The 19,289-nt window shown below is 44.8% G+C and carries 17 protein-coding genes and 4 pseudogenes; 12 read left to right on the forward strand and 9 right to left on the reverse strand.

Going from position 1 to position 19,289, the window contains the following annotated elements; translation table 11 throughout:
* Positions 1 to 233: 233 nt before the first annotated feature.
* Positions 234 to 1,748 (reverse strand): transposase, encoded by a 1,515-nt coding sequence (locus AC566Q_RS07525; RefSeq protein ID WP_069945706.1) that lies wholly within the window; start codon positions 1,746 to 1,748, stop codon positions 234 to 236.
* A 198-nt stretch (positions 1,749 to 1,946) separates the two neighbouring features.
* Here AC566Q_RS07525 and AC566Q_RS07530 point away from each other — a divergent pair.
* From AC566Q_RS07530 to AC566Q_RS07540, 3 genes and pseudogenes are all read left to right on the forward strand, one after another.
* A pseudogene (locus AC566Q_RS07530) lies at positions 1,947 to 2,369 on the forward strand (transposase); the annotation flags it as partial.
* Between the two features lie 249 nt (positions 2,370 to 2,618).
* Positions 2,619 to 3,023, forward strand: coding sequence for an ATP-binding protein (locus AC566Q_RS07535; RefSeq protein WP_499615402.1), 405 nt, complete (start codon positions 2,619 to 2,621; stop codon positions 3,021 to 3,023).
* Between the two features lie 51 nt (positions 3,024 to 3,074).
* A complete protein-coding gene (locus AC566Q_RS07540; RefSeq protein ID WP_499615405.1) occupies positions 3,075 to 3,887 on the forward strand; it encodes a class I SAM-dependent methyltransferase in 813 nt (270 codons plus the stop codon).
* Positions 3,888 to 4,190: 303 nt separating this feature from the next.
* Here AC566Q_RS07540 and AC566Q_RS07545 read toward each other — a convergent pair whose 3' ends face one another.
* Entirely contained in the window at positions 4,191 to 5,705 is a 1,515-nt protein-coding gene (locus tag AC566Q_RS07545; protein WP_499617400.1) for a transposase, read from the reverse strand.
* Between the two features lie 206 nt (positions 5,706 to 5,911).
* On the opposite strand from AC566Q_RS07545, the pseudogene AC566Q_RS07550 reads away from it, so the two are divergent.
* Both AC566Q_RS07550 and AC566Q_RS07555 read left to right on the forward strand, forming a co-directional pair.
* Positions 5,912 to 5,983, forward strand: a pseudogene (locus AC566Q_RS07550) (AAA family ATPase); the annotation flags it as partial.
* A gap of 54 nt (positions 5,984 to 6,037) precedes the next feature.
* Complete coding sequence (locus AC566Q_RS07555; protein ID WP_499607920.1) at positions 6,038 to 6,319, forward strand: hypothetical protein; 282 nt, start codon at positions 6,038 to 6,040, stop codon at positions 6,317 to 6,319.
* Positions 6,320 to 6,367: 48 nt separating this feature from the next.
* Here the strand turns inward: AC566Q_RS07555 and AC566Q_RS07560 are convergent, their stop codons facing one another.
* From AC566Q_RS07560 to AC566Q_RS07570, 3 genes are all read right to left on the reverse strand, one after another.
* Positions 6,368 to 6,727 carry a DsbA family protein gene (locus tag AC566Q_RS07560; RefSeq protein ID WP_499607923.1) on the reverse strand — a complete coding sequence of 120 codons (360 nt, stop codon included), beginning with the start codon at positions 6,725 to 6,727 and terminating at the stop codon, positions 6,368 to 6,370.
* Positions 6,728 to 6,740: 13 nt separating this feature from the next.
* A complete protein-coding gene (locus AC566Q_RS07565; protein WP_499607926.1) occupies positions 6,741 to 7,055 on the reverse strand; it encodes a non-heme iron oxygenase ferredoxin subunit in 315 nt (104 codons plus the stop codon).
* 96 nt (positions 7,056 to 7,151) lie between these two features.
* On the reverse strand, positions 7,152 to 8,174 hold the full coding sequence (locus AC566Q_RS07570; protein ID WP_499607929.1) for a 2Fe-2S iron-sulfur cluster-binding protein: 1,023 nt from the start codon (positions 8,172 to 8,174) through the stop codon (positions 7,152 to 7,154).
* Positions 8,175 to 8,278: 104 nt separating this feature from the next.
* Here AC566Q_RS07570 and AC566Q_RS07575 point away from each other — a divergent pair, with 104 nt between their 5' ends.
* Positions 8,279 to 8,965, forward strand: a complete 687-nt coding sequence (locus AC566Q_RS07575) for a DUF2461 domain-containing protein (RefSeq protein WP_499615409.1) — start codon at positions 8,279 to 8,281, stop codon at positions 8,963 to 8,965.
* A 2-nt stretch (positions 8,966 to 8,967) separates the two neighbouring features.
* On the opposite strand, the gene AC566Q_RS07580 is transcribed toward AC566Q_RS07575, so the two are convergent.
* Positions 8,968 to 9,264, reverse strand: coding sequence for a hypothetical protein (locus tag AC566Q_RS07580; RefSeq protein WP_499615412.1), 297 nt, complete (start codon positions 9,262 to 9,264; stop codon positions 8,968 to 8,970).
* Positions 9,265 to 9,554: 290 nt separating this feature from the next.
* Positions 9,555 to 11,069: a transposase gene (locus AC566Q_RS07585; RefSeq protein ID WP_492225539.1), complete on the reverse strand. Its 1,515-nt coding sequence runs from the start codon at positions 11,067 to 11,069 to the stop codon at positions 9,555 to 9,557.
* Between the two features lie 206 nt (positions 11,070 to 11,275).
* Here AC566Q_RS07585 and AC566Q_RS07590 point away from each other — a divergent pair.
* The 3 genes and pseudogenes from AC566Q_RS07590 to AC566Q_RS07600 form a co-directional block, all read left to right on the forward strand.
* A pseudogene (locus tag AC566Q_RS07590) lies at positions 11,276 to 11,347 on the forward strand (AAA family ATPase); the annotation flags it as partial.
* Between the two features lie 54 nt (positions 11,348 to 11,401).
* A complete protein-coding gene (locus tag AC566Q_RS07595) occupies positions 11,402 to 12,145 on the forward strand; it encodes an FtsH/Yme1/Tma family ATP-dependent metallopeptidase (protein WP_499615415.1) in 744 nt (247 codons plus the stop codon).
* Positions 12,146 to 12,224: 79 nt separating this feature from the next.
* Positions 12,225 to 12,791 (forward strand): annotated as a pseudogene (locus AC566Q_RS07600) (tryptophan 2,3-dioxygenase family protein); the annotation flags it as partial.
* A 290-nt stretch (positions 12,792 to 13,081) separates the two neighbouring features.
* Here the strand turns inward: AC566Q_RS07600 and AC566Q_RS07605 are convergent.
* The gene (locus AC566Q_RS07605; RefSeq protein ID WP_139336491.1) at positions 13,082 to 14,038 is read right to left on the reverse strand and encodes an IS1595 family transposase; all 957 of its coding nucleotides are present in this window, start codon (positions 14,036 to 14,038) and stop codon (positions 13,082 to 13,084) included.
* A gap of 105 nt (positions 14,039 to 14,143) precedes the next feature.
* On the opposite strand from AC566Q_RS07605, the gene AC566Q_RS07610 reads away from it, so the two are divergent.
* The 3 genes from AC566Q_RS07610 (at position 14,144) to AC566Q_RS07620 (ending at position 18,137) form a co-directional block, all read left to right on the forward strand.
* Complete coding sequence (locus AC566Q_RS07610) at positions 14,144 to 15,208, forward strand: TonB-dependent receptor plug domain-containing protein (protein ID WP_499615418.1); 1,065 nt, start codon at positions 14,144 to 14,146, stop codon at positions 15,206 to 15,208.
* A gap of 52 nt (positions 15,209 to 15,260) precedes the next feature.
* Positions 15,261 to 16,792 (forward strand): IS3 family transposase gene (locus tag AC566Q_RS07615; RefSeq protein WP_499615422.1). Its coding sequence is split into 2 segments (ribosomal slippage): positions 15,261 to 15,723 and positions 15,723 to 16,792, totalling 1,533 coding nucleotides; the frame shifts between segments, so codons are not numbered across the junction.
* Between the two features lie 169 nt (positions 16,793 to 16,961).
* Positions 16,962 to 18,137: a TonB-dependent receptor gene (locus AC566Q_RS07620; protein ID WP_499615425.1), complete on the forward strand. Its 1,176-nt coding sequence runs from the start codon at positions 16,962 to 16,964 to the stop codon at positions 18,135 to 18,137.
* On the opposite strand, the gene AC566Q_RS07625 is transcribed toward AC566Q_RS07620, so the two are convergent.
* The gene (locus AC566Q_RS07625; protein WP_112403874.1) at positions 18,111 to 19,247 is read right to left on the reverse strand and encodes an ISAs1 family transposase; all 1,137 of its coding nucleotides are present in this window, start codon (positions 19,245 to 19,247) and stop codon (positions 18,111 to 18,113) included. The genes AC566Q_RS07620 and AC566Q_RS07625 overlap by 27 nt on opposite strands.
* Between the last annotated feature and the right edge of the window lie 42 nt (positions 19,248 to 19,289).

The raw sequence follows: 19,289 nt of genomic DNA on the forward strand, positions 1-19,289 counted from the left end.
TGCGGCTGATTGGAGTATAAGAAATATTAACGCTATGTACTACCCACTGTGTCAGCTGTATTTAAGGCCAGTTGCACGTGTGTCAAATGGGTACTTTTCAGGAATCAGTGAAGTAGTTGTCATCAAGATAGACGCAATATAACTGGTCTTTGGTACTGAAATCCGCAATGAGATATGTGAAAGCCCTTACCTCAACATGTTGCATGTTCAAGTGATGGTCTGTTTTTTGTGCTTCATGCGCCAAAATCGAAGTCGCGTTGAATGATGTAGTCACTGAATGAGGCTGTGGCTGGTGGAGCTCGAAGTGGCGGCATTAGAGAATCGTTTTTTGCTTCAAGAAGAGTCTGCTTGTCAAGGTGCGCCAAAATCTTATGGATAACAGCCGGATCCGTAATACAAGTAATAATTTTGACGTTGGTTTTTTCACAAGCCTCACAGACTGTGATGTCAATATTGAATACTCTTTTTAACCTTTGTGCCCACGACATGCTTCGCGCATGGTATGGTTTATCTGAATCTTTCAGATGCTCTGCTAAGCGAGGGCTATTCTTACCGCGTTGTGAAGCCGTTACCTCGGCACGCACCTTAGCATTGGGAGCAAACACGCCATAAAACCTCGTAAGGTTTAGCCTCGGCACTGGCACCAGTGCCGCGAGCTTGCCTATGAAATCCAAGGGAGTAAAAAAGACATGTGTGGTACCGTCTTGATAGGGAGTTTTCAGTTGATATCTTACTTTTCCTGAATCGGTTAGACTCAATCGTTGCTCGCTTAACGCTGGCCTTGAGATATATCTGCATAGCCTTTCCAGTTTGTCAGTTTGATGGCTGTCTGCAAACACCCCAGCGTGTAAGCTAAAACCGTTTATTTGAGCTAATTGACCGTAATGTTGTTCGTCTTTGGCAGGTAAGGTTTGCAAGGCAAAGACTTTTTTGCCTGTATCTGGTCCTACAGCAATGCGGTAATTGACAGAGGCTGCTTGCAAGGGCAGTAAACTATCTTCGTCATCCATGGGTAAATCGAGAAATGTGTTGTCCATATCCCGTTGAACGAGCCCGGCCTTCTCCAAGTAGGTCGCGATGCGATGGCTAATGACATTCACGAGGGTTTCCATATCATTGTGGTTTGGTGCTTTAACGCACTTGAATTTGGACTGTCCACACTCCTGAGTGATAACGCCTTCCAAAAAGAGCATGTGAAAGTGAATATTGAGATTCAGTGCACTACCAAATCGCTGAATGTAAGTCACCGCTCCTGTGTTTGCTTGCTTCTTAAGATACCCAGCCCGATGCACAATATCGCAAGAAATAGCACGATGAATGATTTGCATGATTTTACTTAAGTGTTTGGGATACCTAGCTAGAAGTAGACGAAGCGGGATGGGTAAACTCAATACCCATTGGCGTACAGGGTAACCGTGAAGAACATCTTCAACTAACAACTTGGCACTTTCTGCCATCCTTCTTGCACCGCAACTTGGGCAAAATCCCCTGCGTTTGCAGCTGAACGCCAGCAGTTTCTCATGCTTGCAGTCGTCACAAACTACACGCAAAAAACCATGCTCAAGCCGACCACACCTAAGAAACTCTTCAAACTCTTTTACCACATGAAGTGGTAACGACTTCCCTTTTTGTGAAAGCTGCTTCTGAAATTCTGGGTAGTGGCGTTCGACCAATTGATACAGTAACGTCTGCTCTGGACGATGTCGTTTATAGGTATGAGAGTGAGTTACTAGCAATGGCGCCTTTATCTTGAATTGGCATCACAGTGTGTATATGATTTTAATGTAAATCTACTGATCAATAGGGTGGGAAATTTATAGTCTCAAGGTCCGAAAAACGTACAATGCAGCCCCTCATACTTTAGCTTCCAACCAACTGAGCCTTTTCATTGCCTTGGCAGAAAAGCTGATTTCCAACCTTAGAATGCAAATAGCCAAATAAAGGACGACGGCACTACCCACGTCATCTTTGAGCCGCTGGATTTCATTGCCAAGCTGGCGGCACTGGTGCCGAAACCCCGAGTGAACCTGACCCGGTTCCATGGCGTATTTGCCCCCAACAGCAAACACCGTGTTGATGTGACGCCAGCCAAACGCGGCAAAGGATGCGCCCGTAAGAAAATCGAAGACAAAACCCCGGAACAGCACCACCAGGCCATGACCTGGGCACAGCGCCTGAAACGGGTATTCAACATTGATGTCTCGGTGTGCCCAAAGTGTGGCGGTAAGACTAAAGTGATCGCCAGCATTGAGGATCAGGCGGTCATCGACAGGATATTGGGTCACCTCATGAAGAAAGGCGCATTACCGTCACCCCCCGAGTTGCTGCCGGCAACGCGGGCCTCACCAGATACAGGTTGGTTTGCATAGCGCTGGGTTTTCACACTTCTCTCCACGGCACAGCAACAGAAGGACAGGCCGCCTGGCGGCCTGTTGCCTGAACCCGGCTGGAAGGCTGGGAAGGCAGTGGGAGAGGGCGGTTTCAGCCAGAAATCCAGGGGGTTGTATAGAAAGAGGCAGGAAGGACGAGTATTTCAGGCATATCCAGGCTCAAGTTTTCTGCCTTGATATACATGGGTGATAGCGGTTATTCTCCTTATACCTGATACACTGGGATTAATGTATCCGCAGAGCAATATCCAGATAGAACAGCGAATTGATGATAACGTGAATTGCCCGATAGATCGCGAGGACATGATGGAACTGCTGGGTAACCTGCTGGATAATGCCTGTAAATGGGCGCAGCATAAAGTGCGAATAACGGTGAGCAGTGATCAGCAGTTGAACATAAGCGTTGAGGACGATGGGCCGGGAATTGCTGCGGATCAGGTGCATGAATTGTCCCGCAGAGGCAGAAGGCTGGATGAAAGCGTGGAAGGCCATGGTTTCGGCCTGGCGATTGCCAGTGATACTGTTAGCGAATACCAGGGCCAGATGCGTTTTTCTAAATCGACTGAGCTGGGTGGTTTAAATGTTGATATTGTCCTGCCCTTAAGGCATAATTCATTAGAATCAGAAAAATAAAAATCACCTGTCGAGTAGATAGGCATACTATCAATTTAGCAAAAGGTCATAATGGATATACACAAGCGTCGTCAATATGTACAGAAAACTTTCGATACAGTCGCAGATGCCTATGATCATCCGGCGCTATCCTGGTTTGATAAAACCGCGAGAGTGATCAATGAAGCGGCGGATATTCAGCAAAACCAGAGGGTACTGGATATCGCCTGCGGAACAGGTAAAGTCACCACCGAACTTGCCAGGCATCAGCACCAGCCCAGGGTGACAGCGGTTGATCTATCCGCCGGCATGCTGGCACAGGCCAAAAAGAAAGCGGAGCAGTACCAGCTGGATAATATAGATTTTCAGCAGATGGCTTTTGAAGACATGGCCTTCGGCGAAACATTTGATACAGCGGTCTGCAGCTTTGGTATATTCTTTGTCAATGAAATGGAAGCGGCGCTGGCACAGTTTGCCAGGCAGGTAAAACCCGGCGGGCGAATTATTCTAAGCACCTTTGCCGAGGGTTCGTTTTCGCCTTTCAGCGATGCTTTTATGCGACTCTATGGCGAATTCGGTTTTGATGTGCCAATCCCCGGCTGGTTACGCCTGTGTTCAAATGCGCATATAAACCAGCTGTTTGCTGATGCCGGGCTGAACCAGCCGCAATGCAGGCAGTATGATTTCGGTTATGAAATCAGCAGCACAGATCAATGGTGGGATATTGTCTGGAATGGGGGCTATCGTGGAATGATTGAGTCGCTGGATGATGAGCAGAAAGAAGCATTCAGAAAACAGCACCTGGCTGAAGTGGCCGAGCTGATAGACAATAACCAGAACTACCTAAAGGTGGATGTGATTGTGTCGACAGGGCAGAAGGCATGAGGCTGGCTGTCGGATAGCGCTGCATTCGTTTCCCGTGTCGAATAATTACCGATCATTCACAAGAAGTTTTATGACCTGATTGGAGTATAAGAAATATTAACGCTATGTACTACCCACTGTGTCAGCTGTATTTAAGGCCAGTTGCACGTGTGTCAAATGGGTACTTTTCAGGAATCAGTGAAGTAGTTGTCATCAAGATAGACGCAATATAACTGGTCTTTGGTACTGAAATCCGCAATGAGATATGTGAAAGCCCTTACCTCAACATGTTGCATGTTCAAGTGATGGTCTGTTTTTTGTGCTTCATGCGCCAAAATCGAAGTCGCGTTGAATGATGTAGTCACTGAATGAGGCTGTGGCTGGTGGAGCTCGAAGTGGCGGCATTAGAGAATCGTTTTTTGCTTCAAGAAGAGTCTGCTTGTCAAGGTGCGCCAAAATCTTATGGATAACAGCCGGATCCGTAATACAAGTAATAATTTTGACGTTGGTTTTTTCACAAGCCTCACAGACTGTGATGTCAATATTGAATACTCTTTTTAACCTTTGTGCCCACGACATGCTTCGCGCATGGTATGGTTTATCTGAATCTTTCAGATGCTCTGCTAAGCGAGGGCTATTCTTACCGCGTTGTGAAGCCGTTACCTCGGCACGCACCTTAGCATTGGGAGCAAACACGCCATAAAACCTCGTAAGGTTTAGCCTCGGCACTGGCACCAGTGCCGCGAGCTTGCCTATGAAATCCAAGGGAGTAAAAAAGACATGTGTGGTACCGTCTTGATAGGGAGTTTTCAGTTGATATCTTACTTTTCCTGAATCGGTTAGACTCAATCGTTGCTCGCTTAACGCTGGCCTTGAGATATATCTGCATAGCCTTTCCAGTTTGTCAGTTTGATGGCTGTCTGCAAACACCCCAGCGTGTAAGCTAAAACCGTTTATTTGAGCTAATTGACCGTAATGTTGTTCGTCTTTGGCAGGTAAGGTTTGCAAGGCAAAGACTTTTTTGCCTGTATCTGGTCCTACAGCAATGCGGTAATTGACAGAGGCTGCTTGCAAGGGCAGTAAACTATCTTCGTCATCCATGGGTAAATCGAGAAATGTGTTGTCCATATCCCGTTGAACGAGCCCGGCCTTCTCCAAGTAGGTCGCGATGCGATGGCTAATGACATTCACGAGGGTTTCCATATCATTGTGGTTTGGTGCTTTAACGCACTTGAATTTGGACTGTCCACACTCCTGAGTGATAACGCCTTCCAAAAAGAGCATGTGAAAGTGAATATTGAGATTCAGTGCACTACCAAATCGCTGAATGTAAGTCACCGCTCCTGTGTTTGCTTGCTTCTTAAGATACCCAGCCCGATGCACAATATCGCAAGAAATAGCACGATGAATGATTTGCATGATTTTACTTAAGTGTTTGGGATACCTAGCTAGAAGTAGACGAAGCGGGATGGGTAAACTCAATACCCATTGGCGTACAGGGTAACCGTGAAGAACATCTTCAACTAACAACTTGGCACTTTCTGCCATCCTTCTTGCACCGCAACTTGGGCAAAATCCCCTGCGTTTGCAGCTGAACGCCAGCAGTTTCTCATGCTTGCAGTCGTCACAAACTACACGCAAAAAACCATGCTCAAGCCGACCACACCTAAGAAACTCTTCAAACTCTTTTACCACATGAAGTGGTAACGACTTCCCTTTTTGTGAAAGCTGCTTCTGAAATTCTGGGTAGTGGCGTTCGACCAATTGATACAGTAACGTCTGCTCTGGACGATGTCGTTTATAGGTATGAGATTGAGTTACTAGCAATGGCGCCTTTATCTTGAATTGGCATCACAGTGTGTATATGATTTTAATGTAAATCTACTGATCAATAGGGTGGGAAATTTATAGTCTCAAGGTCCGAAAAACGTACAATGCAGCCCCTCATACTTTAGCTTCCAACCAACTGAGCCTTTTCATTGCCTTGGCAGAAAAGCTGATTTCCAACCTTAGAATGCAAATAGCCAAATAAAGGCGCGGTTTTTATTGTCGCGGCTACCAATCGGCTGGATAAACTTGATGAAGCATTATTACGTTCAGGAAGGCTTGATCTTCATGTCCATGTTCCTTTCCTGGATAAAAATGCCCGGCGCTGGTTTATCGAAAAGTTCTTGCAGTACGACGTTTACGAAGAGGCTATAGATGTTGATTTAATCGTATCACTAACGGCTGGTATGAGCGGTGCAGATTTAGAGAAGGTTCATCGGGAGACAGTGCTTCAGGCTCTAAGTAAGAATACTGGCAAAATTGGTCAAAGTACGTTACTGGAAGAAATTAATATTCTTAAATATGGCGCTAAACGGACACTTGATAAGTGCGCAAAAATGCTGGCAGAAACCGCCTTTCATGAGGCTGGTCATGCGGTTATCTCAAAAGTTCTGGTCATGACTTAACCGGCGTCATTGCGGTATCGCAGGATGCCGCGAGTGCGTTACAAACCATTACAGGCTTACCCGACGCGCGGCATAGGCGGCATCAACATAGGCTTCTGCCTGACCCTTATCGTTAGCATAAAGCACTCCTACGTTCCAAGGTTCCACCTCCAAACTCTTAGGAAAGGCAAAAGGCACATCATAATGTGCAGCCCAGCGCTTTAAGTCGGCCAGCATAATTTTAATTTTAGCTGGCACATCCCTATTCGACGGGCCATAGTTACCAGCTGCTATTTTTGCCTGTGGAATATCCATCGGCAAATAGTTCACCGATAAACCGTACTTTCTGGCTAATTCTGGTAACTGTGTATGAGCCAAATAACTGAATGGACTCATCATGTCAAAGTAAAAATCTATGGAGTCTTGCACCTTAAGCCCCTACTTACTCGGCAGCGGGAATACAAACATTTCCGTCTTCTATGGTGACCGGATAGGTCTTAACGGGAATTTGGCATGGAAATGATGTTGGCTCACCTGTCTTAATGGAAAACGCACCACCATGGAAAGGACACTCAACCTCGTCACCATCCTGATATCCGTCTGTCAACATGGCCATACCATGCGTACATAGATTGTCGGTCACATAGTACTCACCCTCAAAAACATAGACAGCTAAAGCGGGAAAACCATCTGGCGTTACCGCAACAGGTGCCTCGTCTTTAACTTCGTCTGTTTTACATAATATTATCTTACTCATAATTTTGCTCTTTTATAAATGTTAAAAATAATGCTCTTAGCCTCGGGGGCTATCATACTCAATAATGATAGAAAACCGTAGACCGATTATCTGATATTAATAAAAACGGTCATAGTGAATTTGATCGAAAGGAACTTTATACTCCATCATTAGCATCCGCGTTAGGGCGTCTGTCATAGGAGGCGGGCCACAGAAATAAAATTCATGCTCGGGTAATTTATCACCCAACGTTTTTCCCAACAACTCATGAATAAAGCCAACGTCTCCAGTCCAACCCTCTGCTTCGGCGGCATCAACATCGGATACTGCATTGAAATTCTTTACTCGAGCTTTTAAATCGGCATCTGCCTCGATCAATGCAGGCGGGCAAATGTCTTTTGGCGTACGCCCCCCGTAGAACAAATAAATGTTTCTATCGCTCAATCTAGGATCTTTTGCAGCGGCTTTAATAATTGACATTTCAGGGGATAAACCTGAACCACCACCAACACAAACAATGTCTCTTGGAATTTCTGGTTTTAAATAAGCTAAACCGTATGGCCCATCAATCACTATTTCTGCACCCACCTGATAGTCATCGAATAAGGTCGTGGTCGCACTACCGCCAGGCATTTTTTTAATAATAAAACGCCATTCGCCTTCTTCATTGGGTAGATTACACATTGAATAACCACGTGACCCCCTAATGCCCGGAAAATCTAATAATGCAAATTGCCCTGCTAGGAAATGGGCCGGGTGTTCCGTTTTAAAACAGAACTCTGCCATATCATCCGTCAGTTTATTTATTTCAAATAAAACCGCTTTAGATTTGATTGGCTTATGAACAGGCGCTGCCTCAGGGTTTAAACGTACTTTTATTTCGCAATCTTCCGTAGGGATACATTGGCAGCTTAATTTCCGCCCTTTTTTAATATCGCGAGGCGATAGCCCTGGTGCATCTTCCCAAATGTTGTCTACATTACCCTCTAGCACTTCCACTTTACAGGCGCCGCAACCGCCCGAGTTACACTCATAGGGCATTCCAAGACCCGCGCGTAGCGCCGCACGCAAAATAGTATCCCCTTCTTCACATTCAAACTCAAATTCCTGATCACTGATTTTTACGTTAAAACTCGTCATGCGGCTCCTCTTACTTCAAATACGTTAATTTATGTTAAAAGGTTATTATATTACCCTCAAACAAACAAGTTGTGTTTAAAGTCAACTTTAAGGCGAGAAATTCAATGAGCACACCCTTTTATAGTCAACAAACGTTCGATTTTTTACAACAACTCTCTGAGAACAATAACAGAGTCTGGTTCAACGAACGAAAATCACAGTATGAAGAATTTGTGCGTCTCCCTTCACTTGATTTTATTGACGCCATGGAACCCAATATTAAAAACCTGTCCAGTCACTTTACTGCTGTTGCAAAAAAAACGGGTGGGTCGTTAATGCGCGTTTACCGAGATGCTCGCTTCAGTAATGATAAAACGCCCTATAAAACAAATATTGGTATTCAATTTAGGCATCTCGCTGGAAAAGACGTCCATGCGCCCGGGTTCTATCTACACATCTCCCCCAATGACTGTTTTGTGGGCGCTGGAATTTGGCGACCCGACGGCAAATCGCTGAATCAAATTAGAGAAATGATCAGTGACAGTCCAAATGCATGGAAAAGCATCACCCACCATAAAACGTTCCGACGCTATTACAAATTTACAGGGGATTCGCTAAAAACCTACCCAAGAGGCTACGCTAAAAACCACCCTATGATTCAGGACTTAAAGCGCAAAGACTTTATTGCCATCCACCCCCTGAGCCATGATCAGATTTTATCGCCAAACCTTGTGAAAACTATTCATCACCGTTTCAATGTAGCCAGTGAGCTGATGGATTACCTGTGCAACGCGCTTGAATTGCCTTATTAAATTTATAAACCTAATTTTTCAGCAACAAAATCCGCATCCTTATCACCTCGACCAGAAAGATTAACCAGAATACTTTTTGTTGACTCCATGGTTTTGGCTTTTTTCATGGCATACGCCACCGCATGTGCACTTTCTAATGCCGGGATAATACCCTCTACTCTCGACAACGTCATAAAAGCATCGAGGCAGTCTTCATCATCTATCGCAACGTATTCAGCTCGCCCTAAGTCTTTTAACAAGCAATGCTGAGGACCAACGCCTGGGTAATCTAATCCTGACGCAATGGAATAGACCGGCAAGGGCTCTCCAGACTCATCCTGCAAGTTATAACACTCAAAACCATGTAAAGCGCCTTTAACGCCCTGACTGATTATAAGAAATATTAACGCTATGTACTACCCACTGTGTCAGCTGTATTTAAGGCCAGTTGCACGTGTGTCAAATGGGTACTTTTCAGGAATCAGTGAAGTAGTTGTCATCAAGATAGACGCAATATAACTGGTCTTTGGTACTGAAATCCGCAATGAGATATGTGAAAGCCCTTACCTCAACATGTTGCATGTTCAAGTGATGGTCTGTTTTTTGTGCTTCATGCGCCAAAATCGAAGTCGCGTTGAATGATGTAGTCACTGAATGAGGCTGTGGCTGGTGGAGCTCGAAGTGGCGGCATTAGAGAATCGTTTTTTGCTTCAAGAAGAGTCTGCTTGTCAAGGTGCGCCAAAATCTTATGGATAACAGCCGGATCCGTAATACAAGTAATAATTTTGACGTTGGTTTTTTCACAAGCCTCACAGACTGTGATGTCAATATTGAATACTCTTTTTAACCTTTGTGCCCACGACATGCTTCGCGCATGGTATGGTTTATCTGAATCTTTCAGATGCTCTGCTAAGCGAGGGCTATTCTTACCGCGTTGTGAAGCCGTTACCTCGGCACGCACCTTAGCATTGGGAGCAAACACGCCATAAAACCTCGTAAGGTTTAGCCTCGGCACTGGCACCAGTGCCGCGAGCTTGCCTATGAAATCCAAGGGAGTAAAAAAGACATGTGTGGTACCGTCTTGATAGGGAGTTTTCAGTTGATATCTTACTTTTCCTGAATCGGTTAGACTCAATCGTTGCTCGCTTAACGCTGGCCTTGAGATATATCTGCATAGCCTTTCCAGTTTGTCAGTTTGATGGCTGTCTGCAAACACCCCAGCGTGTAAGCTAAAACCGTTTATTTGAGCTAATTGACCGTAATGTTGTTCGTCTTTGGCAGGTAAGGTTTGCAAGGCAAAGACTTTTTTGCCTGTATCTGGTCCTACAGCAATGCGGTAATTGACAGAGGCTGCTTGCAAGGGCAGTAAACTATCTTCGTCATCCATGGGTAAATCGAGAAATGTGTTGTCCATATCCCGTTGAACGAGCCCGGCCTTCTCCAAGTAGGTCGCGATGCGATGGCTAATGACATTCACGAGGGTTTCCATATCATTGTGGTTTGGTGCTTTAACGCACTTGAATTTGGACTGTCCACACTCCTGAGTGATAACGCCTTCCAAAAAGAGCATGTGAAAGTGAATATTGAGATTCAGTGCACTACCAAATCGCTGAATGTAAGTCACCGCTCCTGTGTTTGCTTGCTTCTTAAGATACCCAGCCCGATGCACAATATCGCAAGAAATAGCACGATGAATGATTTGCATGATTTTACTTAAGTGTTTGGGATACCTAGCTAGAAGTAGACGAAGCGGGATGGGTAAACACAATACCCATTGGCGTACAGGGTAACCGTGAAGAACATCTTCAACTAACAACTTGGCACTTTCTGCCATCCTTCTTGCACCGCAACTTGGGCAAAATCCCCTGCGTTTGCAGCTGAACGCCAGCAGTTTCTCATGCTTGCAGTCGTCACAAACTACACGCAAAAAACCATGCTCAAGCCGACCACACCTAAGAAACTCTTCAAACTCTTTTACCACATGAAGTGGTAACGACTTCCCTTTTTGTGAAAGCTGCTTCTGAAATTCTGGGTAGTGGCGTTCGACCAATTGATACAGTAACGTCTGCTCTGGACGATGTCGTTTATAGGTATGAGAGTGAGTTACTAGCAATGGCGCCTTTATCTTGAATTGGCATCACAGTGTGTATATGATTTTAATGTAAATCTACTGATCAATAGGGTGGGAAATTTATAGTCTCAAGGTCCGAAAAACGTACAATGCAGCCCCTCATACTTTAGCTTCCAACCAACTGAGCCTTTTCATTGCCTTGGCAGAAAAGCTGATTTCCAACCTTAGAATGCAAATAGCCAAATAAAGGCGCGGTTTTTATTGTCGCGGCTACCAATCGGCTGGATAAACTTGATGAAGCATTATTACGTTCAGGAAGGCTTGATCTTCATGTCCATGTTCCTTTCCTGGATAAAAATGCCCGGCGCTGGTTTATCGAAAAGTTCTTGCAGTACGACGTTTACGAAGAGGCTATAGATGTTGATTTAATCGTATCACTAACGGCTGGTATGAGCGGTGCAGATTTAGAGAAGGTTCATCGGGAGACAGTGCTTCAGGCTCTAAGTAAGAATACTGGCAAAATTGGTCAAAGTACGTTACTGGAAGAAATTAATATTCTTAAATATGGCGCTAAACGGACACTTGATAAGTGCGCAAAAATGCTGGCAGAAACCGCCTTTCATGAGGCTGGTCATGCGGTTATCTCAAAAGTTCTGATGCCAGAGAGAATAATTGAACAAATAAGTATTGTGCCCAGAGAACAAGCTTTAGGAATGGTGGCCTACAACAGGGAACAAGAAATTGATTACACGAAAGCTTTTTGGTTCTCGCAGACATGTGTAGCGTTAGCTGGTCGAGCGGCCCAGGTAAAACAGTTCGGAGATGAAGGATTAGATACCGGTGCCAGCAGTGATTTGAGGCAGGCCATGTGGTCTGCCTGGAATCCTGTTGCCAAATACGGAATGCATCCCGATAGTTACAACTTAGACACCACTGTGTTACATGAATGGAGCCGTGAAGTTCACTTCAAATCTCAGACTGAAAAGTTAGTCAAAGAGTGGCTGGAGGAAGCAACCCTGAAAACTGATCAATTAGTTGACCAATACTGGGAGCAAATAAGCAAAGTTGCACAAGCCTTACTGGAAAAAGAAGTCTTATCAGAAGAGCAGTTTACATCGTTAATAGACTAGAACAGTAAAAGTGGAACAAGTTCTATTTTTTGAGGCTTTGATAAACCGATATCCAATCATCAACGCTCACTTTGCTGACCAGATGCCATTACTAAAAACCGATGATTTCGACTTTTGGGAGTATTATAAAAAAGCCACCGCAGAAATGCTTACCGATGACCACGACACAATATCTACAAACGACACTCTCTCAATCACAGATAAGCGTCAAGAGCTGAAAGATTGGCAGTCTACCAAAGAAAACTTTGATGCACTGTTTGACCATGAAAAGTTCGAAAAGCTGCGCAAAGAAGATAAATTTAGGCTTAGCCACGAAGCCTTATTGTCAGCCTTATTTATAAAGCAATATTCTGAAGAGCCAGTATTCAATCTACCTTTTCAACTTATTACAGCATTAACTGAAATTGATGAACAGTTAACCATCTGGCGTTATCGGCACGCCATGATGGTACAACGAATGCTGGGTACCAAAATTGGTACCGGTGGGTCTTCTGGCCATCACTATTTAAAACGCACTACTGAGTCTAATCGCATATTTCTCGATTTTTTCAACATGGCTACTTTTTTGTTGCCAAAATCGGCCTTGCCCGAATTACCGAATGCCATAAAACGAAAGCTTGGATTTTATTTGAATACGATAAGCTAAGACTCGAGAGTCTACTTTTTTAACTGTATAAGGCTTTTTCTCTCTTTCGATGACGCTGCGATGTGGTTAATTTTTATGCTTTAGTATAAAAAACAGCCATACATTAAGAAAAATGTAATAAAAGAGTATTTTGTACGCAAGGCTTTACAATTCGTGACTTTATTCAAAAAAAAATTGAACTTTTCAGCAAACACTTGTACCACTGCGTATTGACCCCCAGTCGTTTTTTGTATTATATAGAGGCTGGGCGAAAGCCTTACAAAAATATTCGCAAAAGCGAAAAAAAAAGGCTATGTTCGGATTAACTGTTGTTGAATCGAAAAGAGCCTGTTTTCGTTAAGGTTTTCTGGATTATCCATAAACCTGAACCAACCCAGGTAGTGTTCCAAGTATTTTGTGGCTACTCCGTGAAACCGTTTTATCCACGCTTTCAGACGGCTGTGATAGGCGTTAACATTTTGAATGTGAAAGACTTTATCTATCACCTTAATTCCTCCTGCCACATCTAAGCGCTTGTGTATTAAATCATTTTTCTCAGAAAGAGCTATGTAGGGCTTATAGCCATCACTACACAACACACTGTCTTTCTCTAATTTTCCTGCTAGCTCCTGATGCAAAGCTTCCGATGTAACACTTGGCACAACGGCTTCATACGTACTCTTAGCTCGGTCTCTGACCGTTAAAACTGGCACCCAATCATCCTTTGAACGTCCTCGTTTTTTCGCTTTCACCCCTCTTTTACGGGGCTGACGAGTCATCCGTTTTGAGCCTTTCTCTGAGTAGGGAAAAAGTGTTTCGTCTGCCTCGATAATGCCTTCTAATTTGCTCGCTTTCAGTGCTGATGGTAGCGCCAAGAATCGGTGCCGCCACCTGAACGATGTTTCAAGGTGGAGGCCACATTCTTCGGCACATTTACGCAATGGCTTACTGTCCAGCATACAGCGAATATATTCTAACCAAAGCTCTTTGTACCTCAGTCGAGCTAGCGGTGTCGCCGTTGTCGCTACAAAGGTTTTGCCGCAGTTCTTGCAGCGATAACGCTGCATCTTGTTTACCTTGCCGTGCCGATTGATCAGTGAGCTATGGCAGTGCGGACATTCAGGGTTTTCAACCATCCGCTCCTCAAGCTCTGTTATCAACTGTGAGACGCTATCAGTGCCTTTCAGCAGCTTCTCAACATAACGGGTTTGACTATCTGTTAAGTGTTCTAACTCGGCTATAAGCTTTGTAAATTGTGCTGGGATCATGATCAACCCTCAATAACTGTATTCATATACAGTATAGCAACAATTTAGCAGAACATAGCCAAAAAAAAACACACAGACAAAAATACTAGGTCCAGGGAGACTTACATGTTTAAAAATTCTAAGTTGGCTACGTCAGTAAAGTTAGCTTGCGTATTTGGTTCTGCACTCGCGGTTTCAGCAAGTAATCTTGCATTGGCACAAGAGGCTACGGCGGACGCCAAGTCTGCAGAAGAAGCGGTAGAAAAAATTCAAGTTACGGGTTCTCGTATTGCACGTGCCGAGCTTTCAACACCGGCTCCGATCGTGTCGATAGGAGCTGAGCAGTTAGCAAGGTTTGATACGCCTGATTTAGGTAGTATTCTTGCAGAACTTCCAGCGGTGGGGGCAGGATCGACGCTAATTGGTAATAACAATAGTAATGCTAATGCCGGTCTAAGTTCACCAAACCTTAGAAACTTAGGTGTGAATAGAACACTGACTCTTGTTAATGGAAAGCGCCATGTAGCGGGCGCGCCAGGCTCATCTGCAGTCGATACAGGTACTATCCCCGTTTCACTTATTAAAAACGTAGAGGTAGTTACTGGTGGTGCTTCAGCAGTTTATGGTTCTGATGCAATTGCCGGCGTAATTAACTTGGTTTTGCGTGATGATTATGAAGGCTTTGAAGTCAATGCTCAGGGGAGCACAGACACAAACGGAATTGGCGCAGAGAGCTTCCGCTACAACTTCCTTGCCGGTGCAAATACTGACGACGGACGTGGTAACGTAACTTTCTTCGTAGAGAACCAGCGTATTTCAGAGGTTCTTCAGCCTGAACTACAACAATCTCGTGCTTTTGGCACTGTAATCAATCCAGATGACACCGCTGAAGACGATGGTATTGCCGATAGACTTACTGTCCCGTTTGTCGGTTCTGAATTTATAAATAACTTCACGGTATTGAACCCTTTCGGTGGTGGTCCTCGAATTACTTTCAATCCAGACGGTTCTCCAGTTGATCAGGTATCACGAGATCTTACCAATAGCTTTGCTTTTGGTAATTTTTCTGAACGTTTTGATACGGTGTTTTTCGGAGAAGATTTTGTTAACTTCACTCCAAAACAAGATCGAGTAACCGTAGCGTCAACGTTCAAATACGATATTAACGACAACCCCCCTGTGTCAGGATAGTTGTCGCCTCAGTTTTTCATAGCATTAAACAGGAGGCGGAAGTTAGGTATGAGTGAGACATTATCCAGAAGAACATAAAAAGGCAGTGGTTAGTAAGTTGATTGAAAGCGGTTTATCATTACGCCAGTTCGCACAAAGAGAAGGTGTTAGCCTGTCTACTTTGTATGGTTGGCGGGATAAGTATACAGAGGCCGATTTCAGTTTGACGAAAAGTAATACGCCAGAGAATTGGACAGCAGAGCAGAAGTTTTCTGCCGTGATAGAGACTGCTGCCATGTCGGAAGTTGAGGTAAGTGAATATTGCCGGAAAAAGGGTCTCTTCCCGGAGCAACTTCAGCAATGGAAACATAGCTGTATCTCTGGTAATCAATCCGAGACGGATAAGCGTAAACAGCAGGCCCAGGAACGTAAAGCGGATAAGAAGCGCATTAAAGAGCTGGAGAGAGAGCTAAAGCGAAAAGACGCAGCGTTAGCCGAAACTGCTGCGCTTCTGGTGCTCAGAAAAAAGTTAAATGCCTACTGGGGGGAAGACGAGGACAATTAACCACGTTCTCAGATAGGCAATACTATGTTTCACTGATTGATGAAGCCGTTAGCGCGGGGGCCAGAAAGCACAAAGCCTGTGACATCATCGGCTTATCCCTGCGCACGTTACAACGCTGGCGTGACGCGGATGGGATTTGTGCAGATATGCGCCAGGAGGCGGTCAGGCCGACGCCTGCTAATAAGTTAACTAAGGTAGAACAACAAGCCATTTTGGATATCTGCAATGAAGAGCGGTTTGCCAGTCTGCCGCCCAGTCAGATTGTGCCCATGTTGGCCGATGAGGGAGTTTATCTGGGTTCGGAATCGAGCTTTTACCGTATACTGAAAGCCAATAATCAGCTTACCCACAGAGGCAAAGCAAAACCCAAAGGTACACTGGCAAAACCTGATGGATTTACGGCTACGGGACCCTGTGAAGTGTGGACCTGGGATATATCGTACTGCCCCTCTACAGTTATTGGTCGGTTCTTTTATCTGTACATGATAATGGATATCTTTAGCCGTAAAGTCGTGGGATGGGAAGTGTATGATTGCGAGTCTGGTGAGCATGCCGCTAACCTATTAGAACGCACGCTATGGTCTGAGAAATGCGTGAATGAAGAGATAATCTTACATTCTGATAATGGCAGTCCGATGAAGAGCCTGACCATGCAAGCTAAGATGATTGAAATGGGCGTTATCGGCTCACGCAGCCGTCCCGGAGTCAGTAATGATAATCCCTATTCAGAATCTCTGTTCCGCACAGTCAAATACTGCCATAGATGGCCGAGTGAAGGCTTTAAGTCACTGGAAGAAGCGCGAGCCTGGGTGCGAGATTTTGTCCGCTGGTATAACACCGAACATCGCCACAGCCGCATAAAATTCGTTACCCCGGAGCAGCGACACAAAGGAGAAGACCAACAGATACTGGCAGAGCGCGCTGAGTTATATGCCAAGGCAAAAGTGAAGAATCCGAGTCGTTGGTCTGGTGAGGCCAGAAACTGGGATAAGATCGGAAGCGTGGAGTTAAATCCGGAGAATAAAAAAGAAGCAGCTTAACTGCTCAGGCGACAACTACCTTGAAAAACGCCGCAACGTTCGCGTTTATGGTGATATCAAATATGTAGATACGGACATCGAGCAACAATTCCAGCCTTCATTCAGATTTGGTAATATCACTATCGATGTAGAGGACAATGCGTTCCTGGATTCTGTAACTAGACAACGATTGCTTGATGGTGGTCAGACTGTCGTAAGCGCGGCTCGCTTCTTCACTGATATTGGTAACCGTTCAGCATCTAACGACCGTTCACTTTTTAGAGTGGTAACTGGTGTCGATGGCTTTTTTGATGTAGGTGAAACTACGTTCGATTACGATGTTTCTTACAACTATGGTCAAACAGACAATACTCGTCGCACTTTAAACGATTTAATTCCGTCTAACTTTGTGGCGGCTGTAGACTCTGTTATAGACCCTAACACTGGATTACCAGCATGTCGTAGTCAGGTTCCATCAGCGCAGGGAGAAGGTTATGAGGACCCAGCTCTAGTTAATGGTGGTAATTGTGCTCCGTTTAACCCATTTGGATTTAATCAAGGTTCTGACGCAGCGAAAGACTTCATTTCTGGCAATGTGACTCGTGAAGACAGTATTTCACAAGAAGTGTTCCTTGCTCAGTTCTCATTTGATACATCCGCGTTTCTCGAACTACAAGGCGGCGCAATTGGTGTTGCATTTGGTTATGAGAACAGAACGGAAACGTCTGAAACAACGACAGATGAATTCACTAAAGCAGGTTTCTTCTTAGGCGCAGCAACGCCAGATGAAGAAGGTAGTTTTGATGTTGACGAGTTCTTTATGGAAGTTCGTCTTCCAATTTTGGCCGACTTGGAATTTGCTAAAGAGTTGTCAATAGATGCTGCATTCAGAACAGCGGATTACTCTCATGCTGGATCGGCTGACGCTTGGCAGGTAGGTCTTGTTTATGCTCCGTTTGATGACATCAGAGTACGCGCTCAGTTGGGTGAAGCAGTAAGAGCGCCGAACGTGAGTGAAGCATTCAGTCCTCAGTCACCTGGTTTTGCTAATATAAATGATCCTTGTGATGCTGATAACATTTCAGAAGATCCAGATAGAGCTGCAAACTGTGCCGCATTGGGTATACCTGAGGGGTTCCAAGCTAACGATAACGTGAGCATAGATATCATTTCTGGTGGTAACCCAGACCTAGATTCTGAAACAGCGAAAAGCTTCACATATGGCGTAGTTTACACACCGACGTTCCTTGAGAATTTCTCAGTTACAGTTGATTACTATGACATAGAAGTTGAAGATGCCATTACCTTTATCCAGCCGCAAGACATTCTAGACCCACGGCTAGCGCATTTTAATCCCAGATTCTAAAAGGGTTGAGCGGTAATCATCATCCAGCGCAGCCATTTTCCTTTTGGCTTTCATACTCGCTGTTTTTGTTTCATCTTGTTTAAATAAGGCCATGGCTATTTTTCGCATGACATTGAAGACCAGTGCGCCGTGTCCTTTACGGATCCTTGACTCGTCTTCTCTGAACGTCATATCCAACACCCAATGCATACTCTCGACTTGCCAATGGCTGCGTACACAATTTAAAGCTTGCTCTGCATTTAAACCCAGAGAGCTCACGTACCAGCGTGTTTCAACGCTATCAGTGTTTGTCGATTTTTCATGTATTTTTGATGTCACTTGAATAACGCTTTTTAGGCCGCTCCATTGATACTGTTTAGTTAGCCAGTTTTTCTGGATGAGTAGTTGCTGACAGGTTCTGGTTTCAATGCGCCCATGGCCTGCATTGATTTCTGTATGCGTCGAGTACACCTCGTCTGATAAGCCCTCCCGCACACTTTTATGCCACCACGCCGCCAGCTCTGCCTGCATACCTGAGTGATTGCCTTTAAGTGCCAAAATGTAATCGGCTTTTTGCTTCACAATTTGCAAGGCTATTTCACGCTGACATCCCATGGCATCCAAGGTAATAATACTGTTTTCTATTTCCAACATGCTCAGCAATTCAGGAATGGCAGTGATTTCATTGGTTTTGTTATCGACGGCCACTTGCCCGAGCACGAGTTGATGCTGACAACTCCAGGCGCTGACCGCATGCAGCGCGTTGTTTCTCTCTTTGGTGGAAAACGAACGACGGGCGGTTTTACCGTCAATCGCAATCACACCACACCCTGTTTCTTCAATAAGCGAGGATATCCACGCTTGAAAGGCTTTCTCGATTTCAGCGGGTTTTAATCGGCAAATCACCCGTGCAATGGTATCGTGACGTGGGATCCCTGCTTCAAAGGGCCGGTATTTGCGTAGCCAGTCAAGTTTGATATGACCAAACTGCTCAATGTCTTCCCAGCCTTCACTGCCTGACATTACCGCACTTATCGCCAGTAACAAGATGTCGAGTAAGTTATGTTTTTTACAGCGTTCAATACGCGGATCAGAAATGGGGGCAAAATGTTTCAGGAAAGTCGGGCTCATCAAAGTGACCAAGTAAGTGATTAGACCTCGATCTGATCGTCA

The sequence above is a fragment of the Alteromonas sp. H02 genome (assembly GCF_059682525.1).

Bases quoted from the DNA above. Each gene is read 5' to 3' on its own strand.
- AC566Q_RS07535 (WP_499615402.1), top strand. From the start codon at position 2,619: ATGTATCCGCAGAGCAATATCCAGATAGAACAGCGAATTGATGATAAC.
- AC566Q_RS07540 (WP_499615405.1), top strand. From the start codon at position 3,075: ATGGATATACACAAGCGTCGTCAATATGTACAGAAAACTTTCGATACA.
- AC566Q_RS07565 (WP_499607926.1), bottom strand. From the start codon at position 7,055: ATGAGTAAGATAATATTATGTAAAACAGACGAAGTTAAAGACGAGGCA.
- AC566Q_RS07570 (WP_499607929.1), bottom strand. From the start codon at position 8,174: ATGACGAGTTTTAACGTAAAAATCAGTGATCAGGAATTTGAGTTTGAA.
- AC566Q_RS07575 (WP_499615409.1), top strand. From the start codon at position 8,279: ATGAGCACACCCTTTTATAGTCAACAAACGTTCGATTTTTTACAACAA.
- AC566Q_RS07605 (WP_139336491.1), bottom strand. From the start codon at position 14,038: ATGATCCCAGCACAATTTACAAAGCTTATAGCCGAGTTAGAACACTTA.
- AC566Q_RS07610 (WP_499615418.1), top strand. From the start codon at position 14,144: ATGTTTAAAAATTCTAAGTTGGCTACGTCAGTAAAGTTAGCTTGCGTA.
- AC566Q_RS07625 (WP_112403874.1), bottom strand. From the start codon at position 19,247: ATGAGCCCGACTTTCCTGAAACATTTTGCCCCCATTTCTGATCCGCGT.